The organism is Agromyces sp. Root1464, from assembly GCF_001427265.1.
GTDB classification, from domain to species: Bacteria; Actinomycetota; Actinomycetes; order Actinomycetales; family Microbacteriaceae; genus Agromyces; species Agromyces fucosus.
This window is the reverse complement of record NZ_LMFU01000001.1, coordinates 22,643-43,285: the sequence shown is the minus strand read 5'-3', so window position 1 is coordinate 43,285 and position 20,643 is coordinate 22,643. Positions and strand designations below refer to the sequence as shown.

Below are 20,643 nucleotides of genomic sequence, written 5' to 3'. Positions count from 1 at the left end.
GGTCAGTCGACGTCCCGGCCGGCGGGGTGCGATGCCGCCGATGCCCGGATGCGGGCGATGCGCCGGGCCGCCCAGCGTCCACTGAGCGGTCCGATGACGATGAGGAGCGCCCACGTGTACCGCGCCCAGTCGGTGCCCGCGAGGTAGGCGACCGGAATGGAGGCGAGGAAGACGATCGGCGTCGTGAGCGTGTCGATGAGCTTCACGGTGTCCGCTCGTCGCGGCAACGGGTCGCGGAGCACGCCGTCGTGGCGCGCGACGAAGAACACCGCCGCCTGCGCCAGCACGGCGGCGCTGATGTTCAGCGCGTAGACCGTCACGGTGAGCGGCTCGTCGGCGAGCTCGACGTCGCTGACCCCCTGCGTCGAGAAGGGGATGAGCACGACGAAGGCGATCGCGACGAGGTTCGCGGTGATGGTCGCCGGCGTGATCGCGCTGAAGCCCGCGACGATGCGGTGGTTCGTACGCCAGAACACGGCGATCACCGCGAAGCTGATGCCGAATCCGAGGAGCTGCCAGCCGAGCCCGCTCGCGAGCAGCGTCGACAGGTTCCGCCACGCGGATGCCTCGGGCGGATCGATGTTGACGACGAGCAGCGTGAGGGCGATCGCATACACGGCGTCGAGGAAGGCGAAGGTGCGCGCGAACTCGACGCTCTCGCGTTCGTAGCGGTGAGCGGTGCCGGTGGCCGTGGTCACGAGGATGCCGCCGCCTCAGCCGAGCACGTCGTCGAGGTCGTACGCCACCGGTCGCTCGATCTGCTCGAAGGTGCACGAGCGCGGCTCGCGATCGGGTCGCCATCGCTCGAACTGCGCGGTGTGGCGGAACCGGTCGCCCTCGAGCTGGTCGTAGCGGACCTCGGCGACGAGCTCCGGCCGCAACTGCACGAACGACACGTCGCGGCCCGACGAGAACCGGCTGCGGTCCGTCTCGCCCGTGACCATCGCGCCGTCGTCATCCCGCACGACGTAGGGTTCGAGCTCGTCGATGAGCTCGAGCCGACGGGCGTTGCTGAACGCCGACATGCCGCCGACGTTCCGGAGCCGCCCCTCGTCGTCGTACAGGCCGAGCAGGATCGAGCCGACGCCGTTGCCCGAGGCGTGGATGCGGTAGCCGAGCGCGACCACGTCGGCGCTGCGGTGGTGCTTCGCCTTCAGCATGACCCGCTTGCCGGGGGAGTACGGCGCGGCGAGCGGCTTGGCCACGACCCCGTCGAGGCCGGCTCCCTCGAACTCCTCGAGCCACCGCCGCGCGAGCGCGACATCGGTCGTGATGCGGGTCAGCCGGATCGGGTCGCCGATGCCGCCGACGAGTCGTTCGAGCGCGGCGCGGCGCTCGGAGAACGGCCGGTCGAGCAGGGAGACGCCGTCGGCGTCGATGAGGTCGAACGCCACGAACATCGCGGGTGTCTCGCGTGCCAGGAGCTCTACTCGGCTCGCGGCCGGGTGGATGCGCTGCGAGAGCGCCTCCCAGTCGAGGCGCGCCTGCCCCGTGCGGGCCGTCGAGATGACGATCTCGCCGTCGAGCACGCAGGGCGCCGGCAGCAGGCGTGCGAACGCCTCGACGAGCTCTGGGAAGTAGCGGGTGAGCGGTTTCGCACCGCGGCTGCCGATCTCGACGTCGTGACCGTCGAACGACACGATGCCGCGGAATCCGTCCCACTTCGGCTCGTAGGCGAGGCCGCCCTCGACCGAGTGGGGATCGGGCACGCCGGGCACGGCCTTCGCGAGCATGGGGGCGACGATCTCGTTGGGCGCCATGCCGTCCACGATAGGGCGGGTCGGGCCGGCTGGCGAGGGTTCGCGGCATCCGCTCGCGATGCTGCGGCCGAAGCGAGCCTCAGATGACCGCGCGGAGCCCCGCGGACAACGCCGTGTGGTGCTCGAAGACGAGGTTCGTCTCGGTGAGGGCGACCGCCGGGTTCGCCGAGAGGTTCTTCAGCACGAACTGGCGCACGTGCTCGCTGTCGCGCACGCGCACATGGATGAGGAAGTCCTCCGAGCCGCCGAGGAAGAAGAGCTGCGAGACCTCGGGCTGCGTGCGGAGCTCGTCGGAGATCTGCTCCATGAGGTGTCGGGCACCGGGCCGGATGCGCACGCTCACGAGCGCCTGGAGGTGGTAGCCGAGCGCCGCGGGATCGATCTCGGCGGTGTAGCGCACGATGACGCCGCGTTCGCGGAGCGAGCGCACGCGGGCGAGGCAGGTCGAGGGCGAGACGCCGACGGCACGGGCGAGGTCGACGTTCGGGATGCGCGCGTTCTCGTGCAGTCGGGCGATGATCTGGCGGTCGATCGCGTCGAGCACGACGGGCGTGGGCTCAGCGCCGGGTGCGCTGATCTGCGGTGCATCGGGCATCGAGACATCCTTGATTCGAATGAGTGCAGCGGATGTCGCGATTCTATCGAATTCTGTGCGGTCGACCTGTCGGCGTGGCGAATAAGCGGCGAGAATAATGCCACTTGTCACCACGACATTCGAAACACAGCAACGGAGCAAACCCCATGCGCATCGGCGTGCCTGCAGAGATCAAGAACAACGAGTTCCGCGTCGCGATGACGCCCGCGGGCGTGCACGCGCTCGCGACCCGCGGCCACGAGGTCGCCATCCAGGCGGGTGCAGGCACCGGTGCCGGCTACGCCGACGCCGAGTACGCCGAGGCCGGCGCGACGATCGTGGCGACTGCCGACGAGGCATGGTCGGCCGAACTCGTGCTGAAGGTCAAGGAGCCGATCGCGGCCGAGTACGGCTTCCTCCGCGACGACCTCACGCTCTTCACCTACCTCCACCTCGCGGCCGACCTGCCGCTGACCCGGGCGATCCTCGACTCGGGCGTCACCGCGATCGCCTACGAGACGGTGCAGCTCGCCGACCGCTCGCTGCCGCTGCTCACCCCCATGAGCGAGGTCGCGGGTCGTCTCGCCCCCCAGGTCGGCGCTGCCGAGCTGCTCGCCTCGAAGGGTGGCCGCGGCGTGCTGCTCGCGGGCGTGCCGGGCACCTCGCCCGCCAAGGTCGTCGTCATCGGCGGCGGCGTCGCGGGCGAGCAGGCCGCGGCGACCGCGCTGGGCCTCGGCGCCGACGTCACCGTCTTCGACATCTCGCTGCCGAAGCTGCGCGAGATCGACGCGCGCTACGACCACCGCATCCACACGCTCGCCTCATCGCCGTACGAGATCGCGCGCCAGCTGAAGGACGCCGACCTCGTCGTCGGCGCCGTGCTCGTGCCGGGCGCCGCCGCGCCGAAGGTCGTCAGCGACGCGATGGTGGCGGCCATGAAGCCGGGCTCCGTGCTCGTCGACATCGCGATCGACCAAGGCGGATGCTTCGAGGGCTCGCGCCCGACCACGCACGCCGAACCGACCTTCCGCGTGCACGACGCCATCTACTACTGCGTCGCCAACATGCCGGGCGCCGTGCCCGCGACGTCGACGCCGGCGCTCACGAACGCGACGCTTCCGTACACGCTGAAGATCGCCGACCTCGGCTGGGAGGCCGCGCTCGCCGCGGACCCCGCGCTCGCCAAGGGCCTGAACGCGACCGCCGGCAAGCTCACGAACGAGGGTGTCGCCGCCGCGCACGGGCTCGAGCTCGCCTCGATCTGATCGGGCCACGCCGCGGCGGCGCCTCGAGCGCCCGCCGCAGCGGTTCGGCCGATCGGCTCAGGAGAGCGTGAGGAAGAGCTTCTCGAGTTCGTCGACGCTGAGGCGGCCCGAGGCATCCGTCGTCTGCGGCTCGTCGGGCTCGGCGAGGCACTCGCGCATGGCCGTGGAGATGACCGCGAAGCCGGCCTTGTCGAGCGCGCTCGACACTGCCGAGAGCTGGGTGACGACCGTGCGGCAGTCGGCTCCCGACTCCACGGCGTCGATGACGGCGTTCAGCTGACCCCTCGCGCGCTTGAGGCGATTGGCGATGCGGCGCTGCGCATCGGCCTTCGATTCTGTCGACGTCATGACGCGCCGCCGAGCGTGACGGGCAGCCCCGCCCGGTGCCACGCCACGATGCCGCCGTCGATGTTCACCGCGTCGACGCCGCGGCTCTCCAGGTACTGCACGGCCTGTGCGCTCCGACCGCCGACGTGGCAGAGCACGTAGACGGTCGTGTCGCTCGGCACCTCCTCGACTCGCTCGACGAGCTCGCCGAGCGGGATGTCGAGCGTGCCCTCGATGCGGGCCTGGGCGAGTTCGCCAGGTTCGCGCACATCGAGGATGACGGCGTCGGCGATCGCGTGGACGTCGTTCGGGGTGGTGGATCGCATCTGGGGCTCCTGTTTCGGTGGCGGGCTGGGTGCTGGGTGCAGGCTGGACGGTTCAGGCCGCGAGCGGCAGTTCGGCGAGGGCGCGCGCGCGTCGGCCGTCGCGCCAGGTGAGGTAGCCGCCGTCGAGGTTCACGACGTCGTGGCCGAGCTCGGAGAGCAGGCGGGCCGCCGTGTGCGCGCCCTGTCCGACGCGGCACTGCACGACGATCCGCCGGCCGGTGAACTCCGCGTGGCGCTCTCGGAGCGACTCCACCGGGATCCAGTGGGCACCCGGGATGCGCCCTTCGGCGAGCTGGGCCTCGGCCCGCACATCGACGAGCACCGCTCCCGCCGCGACCTCCCGGTCGAGTTCGTGCCACTGGATGACGCGGTCCTCACCGCTCGCGAGGTTGCGCGCGACGTAGCCGAGCATGTTGATCGGGTCCTTCGCCGAGCCGTACTGCGGCGCGTAAGCGAGTTCGAGATCGGCGAGGGCGGATGCCGCGAGCCCGACGCTCATCGCAGTGGCGATGACGTCGATGCGCTTGTCGACGCCGTCGGTGCCGACCACCTGTGCGCCGAGGATGCGGTCGTCATGGGCGTCGACCACGAGCTTCATCGAGAGCGGCACCGCGCCGGGGTAGTAGCTCGCGTGCGAGAACGGGTGGGTGTGGATGACGCGCACCTCGCGACCGCGCCGGCGGGCGACGCGCTCCGACCAGCCGACGCTCGCCGCGGTGAGGCCGGCGGCATCGACGATCGACGTGCCGAGTGCGGGACGTGCCGGCGTGGCGCCTCGGGCGATCGCGTCGGCGACGGCGCGGCCGTGGCGGTTCGCGAGCCCGGCGAGGGTCGCGAGCGTTCCGCTGCCGTCGATCGCGTCCCGCTTCTCCGCTGCGTCGCCGATCGCGAAGATCGACGGGTCGCTCGTGCGGTGGAAGGCGTCGACCGCGATGCCTCCGCTCGCGCCGAGCTCGAGTCCGGCATCGGCGGCGAGGGATGCCTCGGGGGTGACGCCGATCGCGGCGATCACGAGTGCCGCGGGCAGCCGGCCGCCATCGTCGAGCAGCACGTGGTCGACGCCGACCGCGGCGACGACCCCGCCGAGGCGCACGTCGACGCCGAGACCGAGCAGGTGGTCGGCGATGGGCGAGGCCATCTCCTCGTCGAGCTCGGCGAGGAGATGGGTGCCGCGCTGCACGAGGGTGACGTCGAGTCCCCGCCGGTGCAGGTTGTCGGCCATCTCGATGCCGATGAAGCCGCCGCCGACGACCACGACGGGGCCGGCGGGCGGCACGTCGTCGAGGTCGGCCATGATCCGGTCGAGGTCGTCGAGCGTGCGGAGCGTGCGCACCGGCGCGTCGGCGGCGGCATTCGCGAGCCGACGTGGTGCCGCGCCGGGGGAGAGCACGAGCTCGTCGTAGCCGATCTCCGCCGTCGCGTCGTCGTCGAGGCGGCGCACCATCACGGTCTTCGCCGCCCGATCGATCGCCACGGCCTCGTGCCGCACCCGGGCGTCGATGCGGAACCGCGCGGCGAGGCGCTCGGGGCTCTGCAGCGAGAGGGCCTCCCGATCGGCGATCACGCCCGACACGTGGTACGGCAGTCCGCAGTTGGCGAAGGAGACCTCGCTGCTGCGTTCGAGCACGATGATCTCGCGCTCCTCGTCGAGTCGGCGCAAGCGCGTCGCCGCGGACATGCCACCCGCGACACCGCCGATGATGACGGTCGTGCGCGGGGCAGTGGCGGGCGATTCGACGGTGGCGGCAGGGCGCTCGGGCAGTGCTGGACTCACCCGGGCGACGCTAGCACAATACCCTGGGGGTATCGAAAGCGCTCCGGATGCGGCGATGCTCCGAGGATTCCGCGTGATTCCACGTATGGTGTCCGTGTGCGGCGGCTCGATCGGAATCACGACGAGGAGGACATCCTCGACCCCGAGATCGATGCTGCCGCCGACGACCTCACCCCGGAACACATGCGACACGACATCACGAGCCCCGACGGATTGAGCCTCGGCGACCCCGACCTGGTCGCGGGCAACGTCGCCGAACCCGCCTGGCGGCGCTGGAACGCCGAGCTCGCCGCCGTCGGCGGACGCTCGCCGCTCGCCCGCTTCGTCGACACGCCGCACACGCGCATCGAACTCTCCACGACGCACCCCGGCGGCCTGCCCCAGTTCATCACCGGCAAGTCGACCCTGCTCTCGAGCCTCATCCGCGACGAGCTGGCCCTCAGGAACGCGCGGCTCGCCGCAGCCGAGATCACGCAGAAGGGCATCGAACTGCGCTCGGTGCGCGGCATCGAGTCGGTGCACCTCGCGATCGGCCTCGCCTCGTGGCGCAACGCCGGCGAGGAGTTCCTGGCCCCGGTCCTCCTGCGCCCGCTCGCGATCCGCCGGTACGGCCGCGACTTCGAGCTGAAGCTCAAGGGGCAGCCGTTCCTGAACCCGGCGCTCGCCCGCGAACTCCGCGAGCAGTTCCAGATCACGCTCGACGCCGACGCGTTCGTGGCGCTCGCGATCACGAACGGCGTGTTCAAGCCGCAGCCCGTCATCGACCGGCTCCGTGGCCTCACGAGCCACCTGCCCTGGTTCCACGTCGCGCCGCGCCTCGTCGTCTCCTCGTTCGCCGAGGTCGGCCCCGAGATGGCAGCGGATGCCGCGAAGCTCGAGCACCCCGTCATCGACGCGATCGCCGGCAACCCCGCGTCGCGCGCGTCGGTCGTCGCCGCCACGGGGGAGCGCGTGCGCGCGGTCTCGCAGGACGCGCGCCCGCCCTCGACCGACACGCTCCTCCTCGACGCCGACCCCGAGCAGGAACAGGCGGTCGCCGAGATCGAGGCGGGCACCTCGGTCGTCGTGAAGACGTTGCCCGGCACCGGCGGCACGCAGACCATCGTCAACGCGATCGGGGCGCTCGTCGCGAAGGACAAGCGCGTGCTGGTCGTCGGCGCGCGGCGAGCGAGCCTCGACGGCATCGCGCACCGCCTCGGGCAGGTCGGGCTCGGCGGCGCCGCCGTCACCACGGCCGGACTCCGTCGTGAACTGATCCAGTCGATCTCGCGCAACGAGAAGGCGGAGCGGCCGAGGGTCGCCGACGTCGACGACGCGCTCGTGCGCCTCCGCAAGGTGCTGCTCGACTACCGCTCCGCGCTCACCCGCAAGGACCCCGAGCTGCACGTCTCAGTGCTCGACGCGCTCGGCGAGCTCGCGAGCCTCGCGCTCGTGCCGAGCCCCCCGTCGACGACGGCGCGCCTCGACCATGCCGCGCTCGTGGCGGTCGCCGACCGTCGTGACGAGGTCGCCGGCGATCTCGCCCGAGCCGCCGCGCTCGGCGAGTTCCGCTACGGCCCCGGAGACTCGCCCTGGTACGGCGCCTCGTTCACCTCCTCCGAAGAGGCGACGGGTGCGCACGAGCTCGCGAAGCGACTCTCGCGCAGCGACCTGCCGCGACTGCTCGACCGTGGCCGAGCGCTCATCGCGCAGACCCGCCTGCGCGAGTTCGAGTCGGTCGCCGAGCTCGGCGTCTTCCTCCGACTGCTGCTCGACGTGCGCGAGACGCTCGACCGCTTCCAGCCCTCGGTCTTCGACCGGCCGCTCGGCGAGCTCATCGCGGCGACCTCGTCACGGCGCGACTCGCCCGGCATGTCCGGTGCGAACCGTCGGCGTCTGCGGCGGCACGCACTCGAGTTCGTGCGCCCCGGCGTGCACGTCTCCGACCTCAACTCGGCGCTCCGCGGCATCCAGCAGCAGCGCACGCTCTGGCAGCGGTACTCGGATGCCGGTGCGATCCCCGGCGTTCCCGTCGGCATCGACGACGTGCACGTCGCATACCAGCAGGTCGTCGCCGACCTCGGCGCGCTCGACGCGCCGCTCGGTGTCGTCGGCACCTCGCGCCAGCTCGCCTCCCGCCCGATTCGCGAGCTCACCTCGGCGCTCGAGGGGCTCGCCGCCGAGTCCGAGGTGCTGACGAACCTGCAGGAGCGCACGGCGGTGCTCGGGCGCCTGCGCGACCTCGGCCTCGACCCGCTGCTGCTCGACCTCGCCAAGCGGCACGTGCCCGAGCGCGCGGTCGCGGCCGAACTCGAGCTCGCCTGGTGGCAGTCGGTGCTGGAATCGGTGCTCGCGAACGAGAAGGCGCTGCTCGGTGCCAACACCTCGGTGCTCGACCGCCTCGAGGGCGACTTCCGCCTCGTCGACGAGGCCCACGCCTCTGCCGCCGGCCCACTCCTCGCCTGGCGGCTCGCCGAGAACTGGAAGGTCGCCCTCGTCGACCACGCCGACGAGGCCGGGCGACTGAAGCGGATGCTCCGCGGCGACCGGGTGCGTCCCGCGACGCTGCAGGCGGAGACGCCCCACCTCTTCCGCGCCCTTGCGCCGATCTGGCTCGCGTCACCGTACGACGTCGCCGCGATCGACGACTCGATCGGCTTCGACACGGTGATCCTCGTCGATGCCGGTGCCACGAGCATCGCCGAGAACCTCGGCGCCATCCGCCGGGCGAAGCAGGTCGTCGCGTTCGGCGACCCGGTCACCCAGACGCCGACCCTCTTCGAGACCGGCCTCGACGACGTCGAGCAGCCTCGTGCGTCGTCGACCGAGCACGGCGTCGACGCCCTGCACGCCGACTCGGCGCTGGCCCGGCTCGGTGAGCTCCTGCCGACCCTCACCCTGACCCGCAGCTACCGGGCCGGCGGCGAAGACCTCGCCGAGCTCGTGAACAACCGCTTCTACGCCGGGCGCATCGTGTCGCTGCCCTGGGCCGGCAGCTTCCTCGGCCACGGCAGCCTCGGCCTGCACTACGTCTCGGGCAACGGCCTGCCCGACACCGTCACCGGCACCGTCGAGTCGATCGACTCCGAGGTCGCGAAGGTCGTCGAGCTCGTCATGGAGCACGCGGTCAAGCGCCCTCGCGAGTCCCTCATGGTCATCACCGCCAGCACCAAGCACGCCGCGCGGGTGCACCAGGCGGTGCTCGCGGCGTTCGCCAAGCGCACCGACCTTTCCGACTTCATCCTGAAGGACCGTGCCGAGCCGTTCACGGTGCTCACCCTCGAGCAGGCCGTCGCGCAGAGCCGCGACCGGGTGATCTTCTCGGTGGGCTACGGGCGCACCCCGCACGGACGTCTGCTCTCGAACTTCGGATCGCTCGGCGAGCCCGGTGGCGACCGGCTCCTCGCCGTCGGCATGACCCGCGCACGGCGCTCGATGGACGTCGTCTCGGCGTTCCGCCCCGAGGACATCGACGAGGACCGCCAGAGCCACGGCGTGCTCGCCCTCGCCAACGTGCTCACGCAGACCGAGGAGCGCGCGGCCGGGCCCAGCGCGACCGGGGAAGCCCCCTCGATGCTGCACGACCTCGCCGCGCGGCTCGAGCGCCGCGGCGTGCGGGTCAGCGTCGGCCACCGCGGACGCCTCGCGCTCGCCGCCGCCAACGCCGGCAAGGCGGTCGTCGTCGAGACCGATGACGCGCTCGCCGGCCTCAGCCTTCGCGAGTCGCTTCGCCTGCGCCCCGATGTGCTGCGCCGCCTCGGCTGGCACTACCTGCGCGTGCACAGCTTCGAGCTCTTCGGCAATCCCGAGGCGGTCGCGTCGCGGGTCGCGTCACTGCTCGGGAGGCCGGACGCCGAGCGAACGGCGGATGTCGCGGCCGAACGCCGATGACCGAGGAACCGCGTCAGCGGGTCGAACGCGCCACCGGGCGGGCGCGCCGCGCGAGGCTCACGCCTGCGCCCGGTTCCGATCCGTCACCCGAAGTGCCGGTCGACCGGCTCGAAGCGCCTGAGCCGCGCACGGGGAAGGCCGGCCCCGGGACATCCGACGACGAACGCCTGACCCGCGACCGGCCGCCGCACTGGAAGCAGACCTGATCACTCGCGATGCGCGCCAGTGCCGGCGTCGGTGCTGCGCTCGGCGAGCAGGTCGCGGATCTGCGCGAGCACGGTGAGCTCGGTCTCGGGCTCCTCGGGGTCGGGCCGACCCGCCTTTCGCTTGGCCTCCGCCCGCTCCTTGAAGTGGTTCATCGGCATGACGAACACGAAGTAGACGACGGCGGCGACGGCGAGGAACGAGATGATCGCCCCGATGATCGATCCGTAGGCGAACGTCGCGGGGCCGAGCTTGAAGGTGAGGTCGTCGAGGGTGTCGGCCTTGAAGAGCAGGCTGATCAGGGGATTGATGAGCCCTGCGACGATCGCGTTCACGACCGAGGTGAATGCGGCACCGATGACCACCGCGACGGCGAGGTCGATGACGTTGCCCCGCATGATGAATTCCTTGAAGCCCTTGATCACGGCTCGCCCTTCGTCGATGGGGGATCCGAGTGCTCGGATCCGGGTGTCGTGGTTTCGACGGCCACCACGCTAGCCGACGGTCACTTCGACGAGGAGCCGCCCGACGACGACGAGGAACCGGACCCCGACGACCCGCCGGAGGAGCTCGACGAACCCGAGCCCGACGAACCCGAGCTCGATGAACTCGAGCTCGACGAGCTCGACGAGCTCGACGAGCTCGACGAGCCCGATGACGACCCGGAACCGGAACCCGAGGAGCCCGAGCCGCCGTTGCGGGAATCGGTGCGGTAGAAGCCGGAGCCGTTGAAGGTCACGCCGATCGTGTTGAAGAGCTTGCGCAGCTTGCCGCCGCACACCTCGCAGACCGTGAGCGTGTCGTCGGTGAAGGCCTGGTGGATGTCGAAGGCGTTGTCGCACTCGGTGCAACGGTAGGAGTACGTGGGCATGGAGCTTCTTCCGGTCTCGGGTTTGCGTCGCCGGTTCGCCGGTCAGAACGCGATGATGCGCGTGGGTGTCACGATGCCGTTCACGGGCTGGTCGTGGACCTCACGCGGCACGGTCTCGACGAACTCGCTGTCGAAGACCACGGCGTACACCGGGGGACATTTTCCCATCGATCCGAGGGTCTTGTCGAAATAGCCCCTGCCCCAGCCGAGGCGCATGCCCGTCGCGTCGATGGCGGCGGCCGGGACGATGATGAGATCGACGTCGTTGATCGCCATGGGCCCGAGCAGTTCACCGACCGCCTCGGGCGTGCCGTGGAGGCCGAGCGTCTCGGTCTCCTCTTCGCCGACCGTCCAGTCGAGCAGGCCGTCTTCGCGTGTCACCGGGAACAGCACGCGGATGCCGCGGGCCTCGGCCCAGTTCACGAACGGCCGGGTGTTCGGCTCGGTCGGCATCGAGAGGTAGCAGGAGATCGATTCCGCCTGCGTCGAGCCGATCAGCTCCTCGAGCCGGGCGGTGAAGCCCTCGGTCGCGAGTTCGCGCTCGTGAGCCGGCATGTTGCGGCGTCGCTCTCGCAACTCGGCGCGGAGGATCCGCTTGTCCACATCCGGATCGTCGGGCATGCCACACATCCTAGGACGATGCGGCCGGAACGCCTCAGAGGGGCGACGGGTACGCTGAGTCGCATGACTCAACGGATCACGAAGGCCGTCATTCCCGCTGCAGGGCTCGGCACTCGCTTCCTGCCCGCGACGAAGGCGATGCCGAAGGAGATGCTCCCGGTCGTCGACCGGCCGGCCATCCAGTACGTCGTGGAAGAGGCCGTCGAGGCCGGCCTCACCGACGTGCTGATGGTGACCGGGCGGAACAAGAACGCCCTCGAGAACCACTTCGACCGCGTCGCCGAACTCGAGGCGACCCTCGAGGCCAAGGGCGACACGGTCAAGCTCGCGAAGGTCACCGAGTCGACCGACCTCGCCGACATGCACTACGTGCGCCAGGGTGATCCGCTCGGCCTCGGCCACGCGGTGCTGCGCGCCCACATGCACGTCGGCGACCAGCCGTTCGCCGTGCTCCTCGGCGACGACATCATCGACGCCCGCGACCCCCTCCTGACGCGGATGCTCGACGAGCAGGTGGCGCGGGACGCCTCGATCGTCGCGCTCCTCGAGGTCGATCCCGACTCCATCCACCTCTACGGCGCCGCAGCGGTCGAGGCGACCGACGACCCCGACGTCGTGCGCGTCACCGGCCTCGTCGAGAAGCCGGCGAAAGACGTCGCGCCGTCGAACTACGCGGTCATCGGCCGCTACGTGCTGAAGCCCGAGGTCTTCGGCATCCTCGAGCAGACGCCCCCCGGCAAGGGCGGGGAGATCCAGCTGACCGACGCGCTCATGACCATGGCGGGCGACGTCGAGGGCACCGGCGGCGTGTACGGCGTCGTCTTCCGGGGGCGCCGGTACGACACGGGCGACAAGCTCGACTACATCAAGGCGGTCATCCAGCTCGCCGCCGATCGCGACGACCTCGGGCCGGATCTCCGCCCGTGGCTCATCGAGTACGCGGCAGGACTCGATACAGTCTGAGAATGCCCGCAGTCGCCGTGCCCACCCTGCGAGACGGTGACGTCACGCTGCGACCCATCCGCGTCCGCGACGCCAAGCCGCTCGAGCGCGTCCTGATCGCGAATCGCGGGTGGCTCCGGCAGTGGGAGGCGACGTACCCGGGCGGCGGCTCGATCATCGACACGCGCGGGAGCATCCGCAACCTGCTGGCGCACGCCCGCACCGGGCATGCGCTCCCGTTCGTCATCGAGGTCGAAGGGCAGCTGGTCGGGCAGCTGAACGTCTCATCGATCGCGTACGGCTCGCTGTCGTCTGCGACGATCGGCTACTGGGTTGCACAGGATGTCGCGGGGCGGGGCATCACCCCGACGGCCGTCGCCCTCGCCACCGACTACTGCTTCGGCACCTTGAGGCTGCATCGCATGGAGATCTGCATCCGTCCCGAGAACGGGCCGTCGCTGCGCGTGGTCGAGAAGCTCGGCTTCCGCTACGAGGGGCTGCGGCGTCGATTCATCCACATCAATGGCATCTGGAGCGACCACTTCGCATTCGCCCTCGTGGCGGAGGAGGTGCCGCGCGGAGTGCTCCGCCGGTGGCGCGACGGGCTCGTGCCCGAGGGGCTCGCACGGGTGAGCGATGCCGACCGCGAGGCATCCGCTCAGCCGCTGCGGCTGCCCGATCGGTGAACACGCGGGCGGCGAGTACGTCCGAAGGCATGCAGTGACCTAGCGTTGTCCCATGGACGTGATCGGTGGGGGACTGCTCGTGGCTGTGGCGGCCGCGCTGTGGATCGCGTACCTCCTGCCGAACTGGCTCCGTCGGCGCCAGTACCTGGCCACCGAACGCAACGCGGTACGGCTCCAGCAGACCCTCCGCATCCTGGCTGAGACCGCCGAGACGCCCGAGGCCGTGAGGGTCGAGGCGACGGCTCGCGAGGTCGCGGCGCAGCAGCGCATCCTGCAGCAGCGCGAGGCGACGGCCCGGCTCACGGCCGAGGCCGAGGAACGGGAGGCGCTCGCGGAGCGATGGGCTGCCGAAGGCGCCGTCGATGCCGCCCGGCTCCGCGTGGGCGTCGTGCTCGCGGCCGCCGCAGCGGCGACCGAGCCGATCGCCATCATCGCGCCGGTCGAGCCGCCGGCGGCGCCCGCCCCCGTGGCGCGTCCTGCGGGCAGCGCCCTGGCACGCAAGCGACTGCGCCGCGGCCGCGCACTCTGCTCGCTCGTGCTGCTCGTCGCACTGCTCACGGTGGTCGGCGGCGGCATCGCGGCCGCGCTCGGCGGGTCGCTCATCGTGCCCGTGGTCGGTGCGCTCGGCATCGCCCTCGCCGTCTCCGGTCTCGTCCGACTCGCGCGTGTGCGCCCCGCGGTTCGCGTCGCCGCCCCTCCCATGGCCGTCGTCGAGGCGCAACCGTTCGAGCCCATCGACCTCGTCGAGCCCGAATCGCAGGTCGACGGCTGGGTGCCCCAGCCGCTTCCCCGGCCGCTGCACCTCTCGCGGGGCACGATCGCCGCGATGGCGATGGCGTCCATCGATGCCGCTGCGGAACTCAAGCGCGCAGAGGTCGGCGACGACATCGCGCGACGTGCTGCGGAGCTCGAACCCGAGCTGCCCGTCATCGCGCCGGCGGCGCACGCCGCGGCATCCGGTGCTCGTGCCTCGGCGACGCCTCCGGTGCGCGACGACACGCCCGTCAGCCCGTACGCGCGCATGGGCATCATCGACGAGGCGCAGCCGGGATTCGACGACCTCGACGCCGTGCTGCGACGTCGGCGCCAGGCCGGTTGACCGGCCCGAGCGGTGCGGATGGTCTGAACCACCGACTGCGGGATGATAAGCTTTTTCTCGCTCGGGCCCTTGGCGCAGCTGGTAGCGCGCCTCGTTCGCATCGAGGAGGTCAGGAGTTCGAATCTCCTAGGGTCCACCGAGAGAATGCCCCGCCGTCAGGCGGGGCATTTCTCGTTCTCGGGGCTGTGTCAACGTTTCGGGTCTGTGTCGACGAGCCCCCGCTCATTCGGCCGAGAGCCCGGCGGGCGGTGCCGTCTCGCCGATTCCGGTGATCGAGGTGAGCGTCGGGTGGCCTGCGACGAGCAGGGCCGCGTCACTCCGGGGATCCTGTTCGCCGGTCAGGTCGGCGACGGTCAGCCGCACCTCGCCTTCGCCGTGCTCGGCGGCCGTGGTCTGCACGATGCCGAACGGGGCGAGGGTCGCAGCACGAAGCGGTCGGCTGCCCGCATCGGCGGCGTTCGGCACGTTGAGGTTCAGCACCGTGCCGGGCGGTGCGTCCAGCACACCTCGGAGGAGCACTCGCGCAGCTTCGGCCGCCGCCGTCCAGTGACAGGTGTCGGGATCCATGCCGACATCGAGCGAGACGGCCAGTCCGCGTGCACCGTTGGCCCCGGCGGTGAGTGCGGCCCCGACTGTGCCGGAATGCAGGATCGCCCGGCCGATGTTGGCGCCGCGATTCACTCCTGAGAGCACGAGATCGGGAGCCGAGCCGAACGCACCGTGCGACGCGATCAGCGCGATGAGTGCCGGCGCCGCGCGCACGGCGAAGCAGGGGATCTCGAGGCCCGCGATGGTGCGTGGCTCCATGTGGATGCGGCCGTCCGCCTCGGCACCGGTGATCGACGCGCTGCTGCCGCTCGACTGCGTCGACGGCGCCGCGATGACGACCTCGAGGCCCTCCTCGATCGCCACGGCGGCGAGTGCGTGCAGGCCCGGCGAGTCGATGCCGTCGTCGTTGGTGACGAGGAGGGCGCTCATCGCTCGTCCACCTCGAGCCGGCCGGCGAGTTCGTCGGGGGAGAGCTGCGCACGGGCTTCGCGATCGGCGCGGATGATCTCGACCTGCGTGCTCAGGCGGCGGATCGCCTCGGCATCGCCGGTGCCGAGGCCATGCCGGGTGACGTTGAGCGCACCGGCTGCCGCGGCGAGGGCGACGGCCCCGTGCAGCGAGTCGCCTTCGGCGAGCGAGGCCGCCAGCGCGGCGGTGAACGAGTCGCCTGCACCGCTCGGGTCGACTGCCTCCATGACCGGGGCATGCACGGTGGACACCTCATCGCCGTCGATGAGCACCGCGGGTCGGCCGGCCCTGGTCACGACGACGCTCCGGGCGCCGGCGTCCCGGAGACGGGTGGCCGAGGCGATCAGACCGGCCATGGACGCGCTGCTGGAGGCATCCGCCGCTTCGAGCTCGGTCTCGCTCACCTTCGCGAGCCGGACTCCGCCTTCGAGCGCCGCGGCGAGGCGGCCACCGGCCAGGTCGACGACGACCGTTCGCCCCGCCGCGGTCAGGTCGGAGGCGAGCCGGCGGTACACGTCGTCGGGCAGCACGCCGTCTCCGGCGGGACCGCTCAGCAGCACGAGGTCGGCCGACATCGCCTCGCGGATCGTCGTCGTGTACAACTCGTCGAGTTCATGCCGTGAGAGCGGGTCGCCTGCGAGCTCGACGACCTCGACCCGCTCGCCGCTCCGGCGATCGTGCACGTAGGCGCCGCCGCGACCGTCCCGGTGCACGGCGTGCACGGTGAGCCCGTCGTCTTCGAGCAGGTGCTGCACGACTCGTCCGGACTCACCCGTCAGGACCCCGCAGATCGAGACCTCCGCGCCGAGCGTCCGCAGCATCTTCGACTGCCAGACGCCCTGGCCTCCGGCGTGCACGTGCAGTTCGGTCCCCCTCGCGCCGCCCTCGATGGTCACCGTCAAGAGGGGTGAGGGGGCGAAGATCATCACCTTCGGCATGCGAGCACCTCCTCGACTCCGACGGTACGACCGCCCGAGGCGGGCCGCCACGGGGTTCACCTCGCCACGGCGAGCGATTATCATGGCGCGCCCGGGCGTATGGTGGAACGGATGTCAGACGCGCCGGCCACCCGATCGATCCCCGTCTCCGACGCCCACCGATGGCGCGCGTACTGGGTGTGCGTGGCCGTGGCAGGCCTCACGATCATGGATCTCTCGAAGGTCAACGTCGGGCTTCCCGCCATCGAGGACGCGTTCGACGCGGGCTCGACCGAGCTGCAGCTCATCGTCGCGGGGTACGTGCTCACCTTCGGCCTGACGCTCGTGCCGGCCGGACGCATCGGCGACCAGCGCTCGCGCAAGACGCTCTTCATCGTGGGCCTCAGCCTCTTCACCCTCACGAGCTGCATCGCCGCGCTCGCACCGAACGCGACGGTGCTCCTCATCGCGCGGCTCCTGCAGGGCGTCGCCGCGGGCATCCAGATGCCGCAGGTCCTCGGCCTCATCCAGGAGCTCTTCCACGGCAAGGAGCGCGGCAAGGCGTTCGGACTGTTCGGAGCGACGATCGGCCTCGCGACCGCGTTCGGTCCGACCCTCGGCGGGCTCATGATCGCGATCGGCGGCCCCGAAGACGGATGGCGCGGCATCTTCTGGATCAACGTGCCGCTCGCGCTCGCGGCCATCGTGCTGGCGATCTGGCTGCTCCCGCTGACGCGGCATCCGTCGGGCAAGCCCCTGTCGCTCGACCCCGTCGGCATCACGCTGTTCGGCATCAGCGTGGTGTCGCTCATGTGGCCGTTCCTCTTCACGACCGGTTCGCCCGACGACGACCCCGCCAGATGGTGGGTGCTCGTGATCTTCGTGTTCGCGTTCACCGCATTCCTCGTGTGGGAGCGGCGCTACGCGGCGAGCGGGCGGCATCCGCTCGTGCCGCTCGCGCTCTTCGGCGTCAGCTCGTACCGCAACGGCACTGCGCTCTCGAGCGTGTACTTCGCGGCACTCCCGCCCATGTTCCTGCTCACGACGCTCTACCTGCAGCACGGCCTCGGCCTCGCGGCGGTCTACGCGGGCATGGTCACGATCGGGTTCGCGCTCGTGAGCGCGGTGACCTCGTACGTCGGCGGCAACCTGGTGAACCGGGTGGGCCGTCCGCTCGTCGTCTGGGGTCTCGTGCTGCTGCTCGTCGGCATCGGTCTCTCGGTGCTCGCCGTGTTCGCGACCTCGCCCGAGCTGACGCCGTGGGCGATCGCCGTCGCCATGATCTTCAGCGGCGCAGGCGGCGGCTTCGTCATCTCGCCTAACCAGACGCTCGCCCTCGCCGACGTCCCGGTGAAGCAGGGCGGTCTCGCCGGGTCGGTCGGGCAGCTCGGCCAGCGCATCGGCACGGCGATCGGCACGGCGATCACGCTCTCGCTCTTCTACTCCACGATCTACCGCGAGTCCAGCGGCGAGCCCGACCTGTCGGTCTATCGCGACGCGTACGCCATGGGGATGATCGCCGTCGCCGTGCTCGTCGCCGTCGCCTTCGGGATCGGCGTGCTCGACCTCGGGGAGCGCGGCCGTCGGCGGAGTGCGCTCGGCGATGCCCCCGCTGAGGACGCGGACTGAGCCACCCGCAGCCCGCCCGGCTCCCGGCCCTCAGCGGATCGCGAGGATCCTCGCCCGCTCGGGCTTCTCGAAGTGCTCGATGGCGGCGCGCAGCGCGACGCGCGGCATCGTCGCGGCATGCCGCTCGACGAAGGCGGTGAGCCGGTCGCGATCGTGGTCGCCCGCGGCCCTGAGCACCCAGCCGAGCGCCTTCTGCACGAGCGGCTCGGGGTCCTCGGAGAGTGTCTCGGCGAGGTCGTAGGCGTCGTCGAGCTCGCCGCGACGGAGGAAGGCGAAGGTCGCCACGAGGGCGGTGCGGCGTTCGGGCCAGAACGCGGATGCCGCGAGCCCGGCGAGCGGCGTGCGATCACGTTCGAGCAGGTAGCCGCCGGCGACGTCGCGCGCGGCGAGGTCGACGAGGTCCCACTGGTCGATGCGGTCGTGCCGGCGCAGGTAGAGCTCGTACAGCTCACCACGTCGATCTTCGTGGGTCTTCGGCCGTGCGGCGCATTTGCCCATGATGCTGCAGGCGAGGGCGCGCACCTCGTGCGTCGGCTGCTCGAGCAGCGTCTCGAGCTCGCCCGCCGGCAGGTCGAGCGCCGTCTTGGCGAGGTCGAACACGGCGCCCATGCGCACGCCGATGAACGGGGCGTCGGGGTCGGGCGGGAAGTACCGGGTGTACTTCTCGCGCTCCTCGTCGCTCGCGAGCGACTCGAGGGCGGCGATGAGCTCTGCGGCGTCCACACGTGCCTCCCGTCGTCGGGATCAGCGTAGCGACCGAAGGCGCGCGACGGGTCAGGCGGCCAGGTGCACGGCGGGGGTGAGGAGCGCCGCGAGCTCGCCGGCCGAGAGTTCTCGACCGAAGGCGGGGTGTCCGGGCTCGAGTGCGACGCCGTGCCGGAGCTCGCCGCCGTCGACCGGGTCGAAGCCCAGCTCGTCGATGATCTCCGCGACGACTGCCCGTGCGTCGGCGTCGTCGCCCACGACGGCGAGGGCGCGGCGCAGCGGGGAGCCGGCGGCCATGCTGTCGTCCTCCATCTCGTGGTAGCCGAGGTGGTTCAGCGACTTCACGACGCGGGCGCGCGGGTTGCGAGCGGCGTTGACCTCGCTCGTCGTGCGCGGGTCGTCGTCGATCTCGGCGATGTTGCCGTCGACCGGTGGCCAGTAGTTCATCGCATCGACGACGATGCGGTCGTCGAACGCGTGCCAGGGCACGGTACCGGCCTTGCCGAACGGCACGGCCACGATGATGACGTCGGCGGTCTCGGCGAGCTCGTCCGGGGAGGTGACCTCTGCGCCCGGGGCGACGACGCCGACGACCAGGTCGAGCGCGGTCTGACGGGGGGAGCCCGCGATGAGCACTCGGTGCCCGGATGCCACGAGCAGGCGGGCGAGGGCTGTGCCCACCTTGCCCGCGCCGTAGATTCCGATGACCGGCCGATCCGTCACGTCTTGATTCTCCCATCCCACGACGCACCGGAATCGATGCGTCCTCATGCAAATGAACGCCGTGAACCCGGCGGGCATTCCCGAGCCGGTGCGCTCGGCAACGGCGGGGAATAGTCTCAGGTCGACGGTGGTTCCGAACCATGCATGCAGATGCATGGAAACGTGGAGAGGGATCGGGATGTCTGAGCGGTACGAATTCGGGATCGACACCTTCGGCGACGTGACGAGCGGTGCTGACGGCAGCCTGCTGCCGCACGCCCAGGTGCTGCGCGATGTCGTGGAGGAGGCCGTGCTCGCCGACCGGCTCGGTCTCGACTTCTTCGGCCTCGGCGAGCACCATCGCGTGGACTTCGCGGTCTCAGCACCCGAGGTCGTGCTCGGCGCGATCGCCGGCCGCACGGAGCGCATCCACCTCGGCTCCGCGGTCACGGTGCTGAGCTCCGACGACCCCGTGCGCGTGTTCGAGCGCTTCGCGACGCTCGACGGGCTCTCGAACGGCCGTGCAGAGGTCATCCTCGGTCGTGGCTCCTTCATCGAGTCGTTCCCGCTGTTCGGCTTCGAGCTGAACCAGTACCAGGAGCTCTTCGAGGAGAAGCTCAACCTCTTCGCCGCGCTGCTCCCGCAGGAGCCCGTCACGTGGAGCGGCCAGCTCCGCTCCTCCCTGACCGACCAGCTCGTCTACCCGCCCGTCGAGCACGGCCGGCTGAAGACGTGGGTCGGCGTCGGCGGCAGCCCCGAGTCCGTCGTGCGCGCCGCGCACTACGGCCTGCCGCTCGTGCTCGCGATCATCGGCGGCAGCCCCGCCCGATTCGCGCCGCTCGCCGACCTCTACCGGCGAGCCCTCGGCCAGTTCGGCCACCCGCTCCAGCCGATCGCGATCCACTCGCCGGGGTTCATCGCCGAGACCGACGCCGAGGCGCTCGACACGCTCTGGCCGCACTACAAGGTCAGCATCGACCGCATCGGGCGCGAGCGCGGCTGGGGCGCGGTCGATCGCGATCACTTCGAAGGCGAGGCAGGGCCGAACGGCGCCCTCTACGCCGGGTCGCCCGAGAGAGTCGCCGTGAAGATCGCCGACGCCATGCGCGCCGTCGGGGCCACCCGCTTCGACATGAAGTACTCCAACGGTGCGTTGCCGCACGAGGCGATGATGCGCAGCATCGAGCTCTACGCCACCGAGGTCGTGCCGCGGGTCAAGCAGCTGCTCGCCGCCGCCGATGCCGCCGACGCCGAGCTCGCGGCCGTCGCCGACCTCGGTGCCTCCGACCTCGCCGCGGCGGATCGGGCGGATGCCGCGGCATCCGCCGACCAGCCGACCGACTGACCGGTTCCG

The 20,643-nt window shown here is 71.2% G+C and carries 21 protein-coding genes, 1 tRNA gene and 1 pseudogene; 10 read left to right on the top strand and 13 right to left on the bottom strand.

Features of this window, described 5'->3' with window-relative positions; all coding sequences use genetic code 11:
• Positions 1 to 2: 2 nt before the first annotated feature.
• The 3 genes from ASD23_RS00195 to ASD23_RS00185 form a co-directional block, all read right to left on the bottom strand.
• Complete coding sequence (locus tag ASD23_RS00195) at positions 3 to 698, bottom strand: TMEM175 family protein (RefSeq protein ID WP_056004825.1); 696 nt, start codon at positions 696 to 698, stop codon at positions 3 to 5.
• 15 nt (positions 699 to 713) lie between these two features.
• A complete protein-coding gene (locus ASD23_RS00190) occupies positions 714 to 1,760 on the bottom strand; it encodes an ATP-dependent DNA ligase (RefSeq protein ID WP_056004820.1) in 1,047 nt (348 codons plus the stop codon).
• A 79-nt stretch (positions 1,761 to 1,839) separates the two neighbouring features.
• A complete protein-coding gene (locus ASD23_RS00185) occupies positions 1,840 to 2,355 on the bottom strand; it encodes an Lrp/AsnC family transcriptional regulator (RefSeq protein ID WP_056004818.1) in 516 nt (171 codons plus the stop codon).
• Positions 2,356 to 2,501: 146 nt separating this feature from the next.
• Here ASD23_RS00185 and ald point away from each other — a divergent pair, with 146 nt between their 5' ends.
• On the top strand, positions 2,502 to 3,599 hold the full coding sequence (gene ald / locus ASD23_RS00180) for an alanine dehydrogenase (RefSeq protein ID WP_056004816.1): 1,098 nt from the start codon (positions 2,502 to 2,504) through the stop codon (positions 3,597 to 3,599).
• Between the two features lie 57 nt (positions 3,600 to 3,656).
• Here the strand turns inward: ald and ASD23_RS00175 are convergent, their stop codons facing one another.
• Genes ASD23_RS00175 through ASD23_RS00165 form a run of 3 tightly spaced genes read right to left on the bottom strand, consistent with a single transcriptional unit; the run spans position 3,657 to position 6,026 of the window.
• Positions 3,657 to 3,947, bottom strand: a complete 291-nt coding sequence (locus tag ASD23_RS00175) for a metal-sensitive transcriptional regulator (RefSeq protein WP_056004814.1) — start codon at positions 3,945 to 3,947, stop codon at positions 3,657 to 3,659.
• Positions 3,944 to 4,252, bottom strand: a complete 309-nt coding sequence (locus ASD23_RS00170; protein WP_056004812.1) for a rhodanese-like domain-containing protein — start codon at positions 4,250 to 4,252, stop codon at positions 3,944 to 3,946. The genes ASD23_RS00175 and ASD23_RS00170 overlap by 4 nt, the downstream gene beginning before the upstream one ends.
• 52 nt (positions 4,253 to 4,304) lie before the next feature.
• Positions 4,305 to 6,026: an FAD-dependent oxidoreductase gene (locus ASD23_RS00165; protein ID WP_082571059.1), complete on the bottom strand. Its 1,722-nt coding sequence runs from the start codon at positions 6,024 to 6,026 to the stop codon at positions 4,305 to 4,307.
• A 96-nt stretch (positions 6,027 to 6,122) separates the two neighbouring features.
• Between ASD23_RS00165 and ASD23_RS00160 the strand changes: the two genes are divergently transcribed.
• Together ASD23_RS00160 and ASD23_RS00155 are read left to right on the top strand one after the other, a co-directional pair.
• Entirely contained in the window at positions 6,123 to 9,896 is a 3,774-nt protein-coding gene (locus tag ASD23_RS00160; RefSeq protein ID WP_056004810.1) for an ATP-binding protein, read from the top strand.
• A complete protein-coding gene (locus tag ASD23_RS00155; protein WP_056004805.1) occupies positions 9,893 to 10,102 on the top strand; it encodes a hypothetical protein in 210 nt (69 codons plus the stop codon). Before ASD23_RS00160 ends, ASD23_RS00155 begins: the two co-directional genes overlap by 4 nt.
• On the opposite strand, the gene mscL is transcribed toward ASD23_RS00155, so the two are convergent.
• Complete coding sequence (gene mscL / locus ASD23_RS00150) at positions 10,103 to 10,525, bottom strand: large conductance mechanosensitive channel protein MscL (protein ID WP_056004803.1); 423 nt, start codon at positions 10,523 to 10,525, stop codon at positions 10,103 to 10,105. It lies immediately after the preceding gene.
• Positions 10,526 to 10,573: 48 nt separating this feature from the next.
• On the opposite strand from mscL, the gene ASD23_RS19150 reads away from it, so the two are divergent.
• Positions 10,574 to 10,816, top strand: a complete 243-nt coding sequence (locus ASD23_RS19150) for a hypothetical protein (protein WP_056004801.1) — start codon at positions 10,574 to 10,576, stop codon at positions 10,814 to 10,816.
• A gap of 14 nt (positions 10,817 to 10,830) precedes the next feature.
• Here ASD23_RS19150 and ASD23_RS19145 read toward each other — a convergent pair.
• Positions 10,831 to 10,971, bottom strand: a pseudogene (locus ASD23_RS19145) (FmdB family zinc ribbon protein); the annotation flags it as partial.
• A gap of 42 nt (positions 10,972 to 11,013) precedes the next feature.
• Complete coding sequence (locus ASD23_RS00140; protein ID WP_056004799.1) at positions 11,014 to 11,592, bottom strand: 5-formyltetrahydrofolate cyclo-ligase; 579 nt, start codon at positions 11,590 to 11,592, stop codon at positions 11,014 to 11,016.
• 63 nt (positions 11,593 to 11,655) lie between these two features.
• Between ASD23_RS00140 and ASD23_RS00135 the strand changes: the two genes are divergently transcribed.
• From ASD23_RS00135 to ASD23_RS00120, 4 genes are all read left to right on the top strand, one after another.
• Positions 11,656 to 12,555 (top strand): UTP--glucose-1-phosphate uridylyltransferase, encoded by a 900-nt coding sequence (locus tag ASD23_RS00135; protein WP_056004797.1) that lies wholly within the window; start codon positions 11,656 to 11,658, stop codon positions 12,553 to 12,555.
• Between the two features lie 2 nt (positions 12,556 to 12,557).
• Positions 12,558 to 13,220: a GNAT family N-acetyltransferase gene (locus tag ASD23_RS00130; RefSeq protein WP_056004795.1), complete on the top strand. Its 663-nt coding sequence runs from the start codon at positions 12,558 to 12,560 to the stop codon at positions 13,218 to 13,220.
• Between the two features lie 52 nt (positions 13,221 to 13,272).
• Complete coding sequence (locus ASD23_RS00125; RefSeq protein ID WP_056004793.1) at positions 13,273 to 14,319, top strand: hypothetical protein; 1,047 nt, start codon at positions 13,273 to 13,275, stop codon at positions 14,317 to 14,319.
• A 63-nt stretch (positions 14,320 to 14,382) separates the two neighbouring features.
• Positions 14,383 to 14,455 (top strand) — tRNA-Ala (locus tag ASD23_RS00120).
• A gap of 86 nt (positions 14,456 to 14,541) precedes the next feature.
• On the opposite strand, the gene surE is transcribed toward ASD23_RS00120, so the two are convergent.
• On the bottom strand, positions 14,542 to 15,297 hold the full coding sequence (gene surE / locus ASD23_RS00115) for a 5'/3'-nucleotidase SurE (protein WP_056004791.1): 756 nt from the start codon (positions 15,295 to 15,297) through the stop codon (positions 14,542 to 14,544).
• Positions 15,294 to 16,274, bottom strand: coding sequence for a 1-phosphofructokinase family hexose kinase (locus ASD23_RS00110; protein WP_056004789.1), 981 nt, complete (start codon positions 16,272 to 16,274; stop codon positions 15,294 to 15,296). The genes surE and ASD23_RS00110 overlap by 4 nt, the downstream gene beginning before the upstream one ends.
• 111 nt (positions 16,275 to 16,385) lie before the next feature.
• Between ASD23_RS00110 and ASD23_RS00105 the strand changes: the two genes are divergently transcribed.
• Positions 16,386 to 17,882 carry an MFS transporter gene (locus ASD23_RS00105; RefSeq protein ID WP_165877387.1) on the top strand — a complete coding sequence of 499 codons (1,497 nt, stop codon included), beginning with the start codon at positions 16,386 to 16,388 and terminating at the stop codon, positions 17,880 to 17,882.
• Between the two features lie 30 nt (positions 17,883 to 17,912).
• Here ASD23_RS00105 and ASD23_RS00100 read toward each other — a convergent pair whose 3' ends face one another.
• Complete coding sequence (locus ASD23_RS00100) at positions 17,913 to 18,605, bottom strand: DNA alkylation repair protein (RefSeq protein ID WP_056004788.1); 693 nt, start codon at positions 18,603 to 18,605, stop codon at positions 17,913 to 17,915.
• Between the two features lie 51 nt (positions 18,606 to 18,656).
• Positions 18,657 to 19,310: an NADPH-dependent F420 reductase gene (locus tag ASD23_RS00095; protein ID WP_056004786.1), complete on the bottom strand. Its 654-nt coding sequence runs from the start codon at positions 19,308 to 19,310 to the stop codon at positions 18,657 to 18,659.
• Between the two features lie 178 nt (positions 19,311 to 19,488).
• On the opposite strand from ASD23_RS00095, the gene ASD23_RS00090 reads away from it, so the two are divergent.
• Positions 19,489 to 20,634: an LLM class flavin-dependent oxidoreductase gene (locus ASD23_RS00090; protein ID WP_082571057.1), complete on the top strand. Its 1,146-nt coding sequence runs from the start codon at positions 19,489 to 19,491 to the stop codon at positions 20,632 to 20,634.
• Positions 20,635 to 20,643: the final 9 nt, after the last annotated feature.

Bases quoted from the DNA above. Each gene is read 5' to 3' on its own strand.
- ASD23_RS00185 (WP_056004818.1), bottom strand. From the start codon at position 2,355: ATGCCCGATGCACCGCAGATCAGCGCACCCGGCGCTGAGCCCACGCCC.
- ASD23_RS00155 (WP_056004805.1), top strand. From the start codon at position 9,893: ATGACCGAGGAACCGCGTCAGCGGGTCGAACGCGCCACCGGGCGGGCG.
- ASD23_RS00135 (WP_056004797.1), top strand. From the start codon at position 11,656: ATGACTCAACGGATCACGAAGGCCGTCATTCCCGCTGCAGGGCTCGGC.
- ASD23_RS00130 (WP_056004795.1), top strand. From the start codon at position 12,558: ATGCCCGCAGTCGCCGTGCCCACCCTGCGAGACGGTGACGTCACGCTG.
- ASD23_RS00190 (WP_056004820.1), bottom strand. From the start codon at position 1,760: ATGGCGCCCAACGAGATCGTCGCCCCCATGCTCGCGAAGGCCGTGCCC.
- ASD23_RS00175 (WP_056004814.1), bottom strand. From the start codon at position 3,947: ATGACGTCGACAGAATCGAAGGCCGATGCGCAGCGCCGCATCGCCAAT.
- ASD23_RS00110 (WP_056004789.1), bottom strand. From the start codon at position 16,274: ATGCCGAAGGTGATGATCTTCGCCCCCTCACCCCTCTTGACGGTGACC.
- ASD23_RS00140 (WP_056004799.1), bottom strand. From the start codon at position 11,592: ATGCCCGACGATCCGGATGTGGACAAGCGGATCCTCCGCGCCGAGTTG.
- surE (WP_056004791.1), bottom strand. From the start codon at position 15,297: ATGAGCGCCCTCCTCGTCACCAACGACGACGGCATCGACTCGCCGGGC.
- ASD23_RS00090 (WP_082571057.1), top strand. From the start codon at position 19,489: ATGTCTGAGCGGTACGAATTCGGGATCGACACCTTCGGCGACGTGACG.
- ASD23_RS00125 (WP_056004793.1), top strand. From the start codon at position 13,273: ATGGACGTGATCGGTGGGGGACTGCTCGTGGCTGTGGCGGCCGCGCTG.
- ASD23_RS00170 (WP_056004812.1), bottom strand. From the start codon at position 4,252: ATGCGATCCACCACCCCGAACGACGTCCACGCGATCGCCGACGCCGTC.
- ASD23_RS00105 (WP_165877387.1), top strand. From the start codon at position 16,386: ATGTCAGACGCGCCGGCCACCCGATCGATCCCCGTCTCCGACGCCCAC.
- ald (WP_056004816.1), top strand. From the start codon at position 2,502: ATGCGCATCGGCGTGCCTGCAGAGATCAAGAACAACGAGTTCCGCGTC.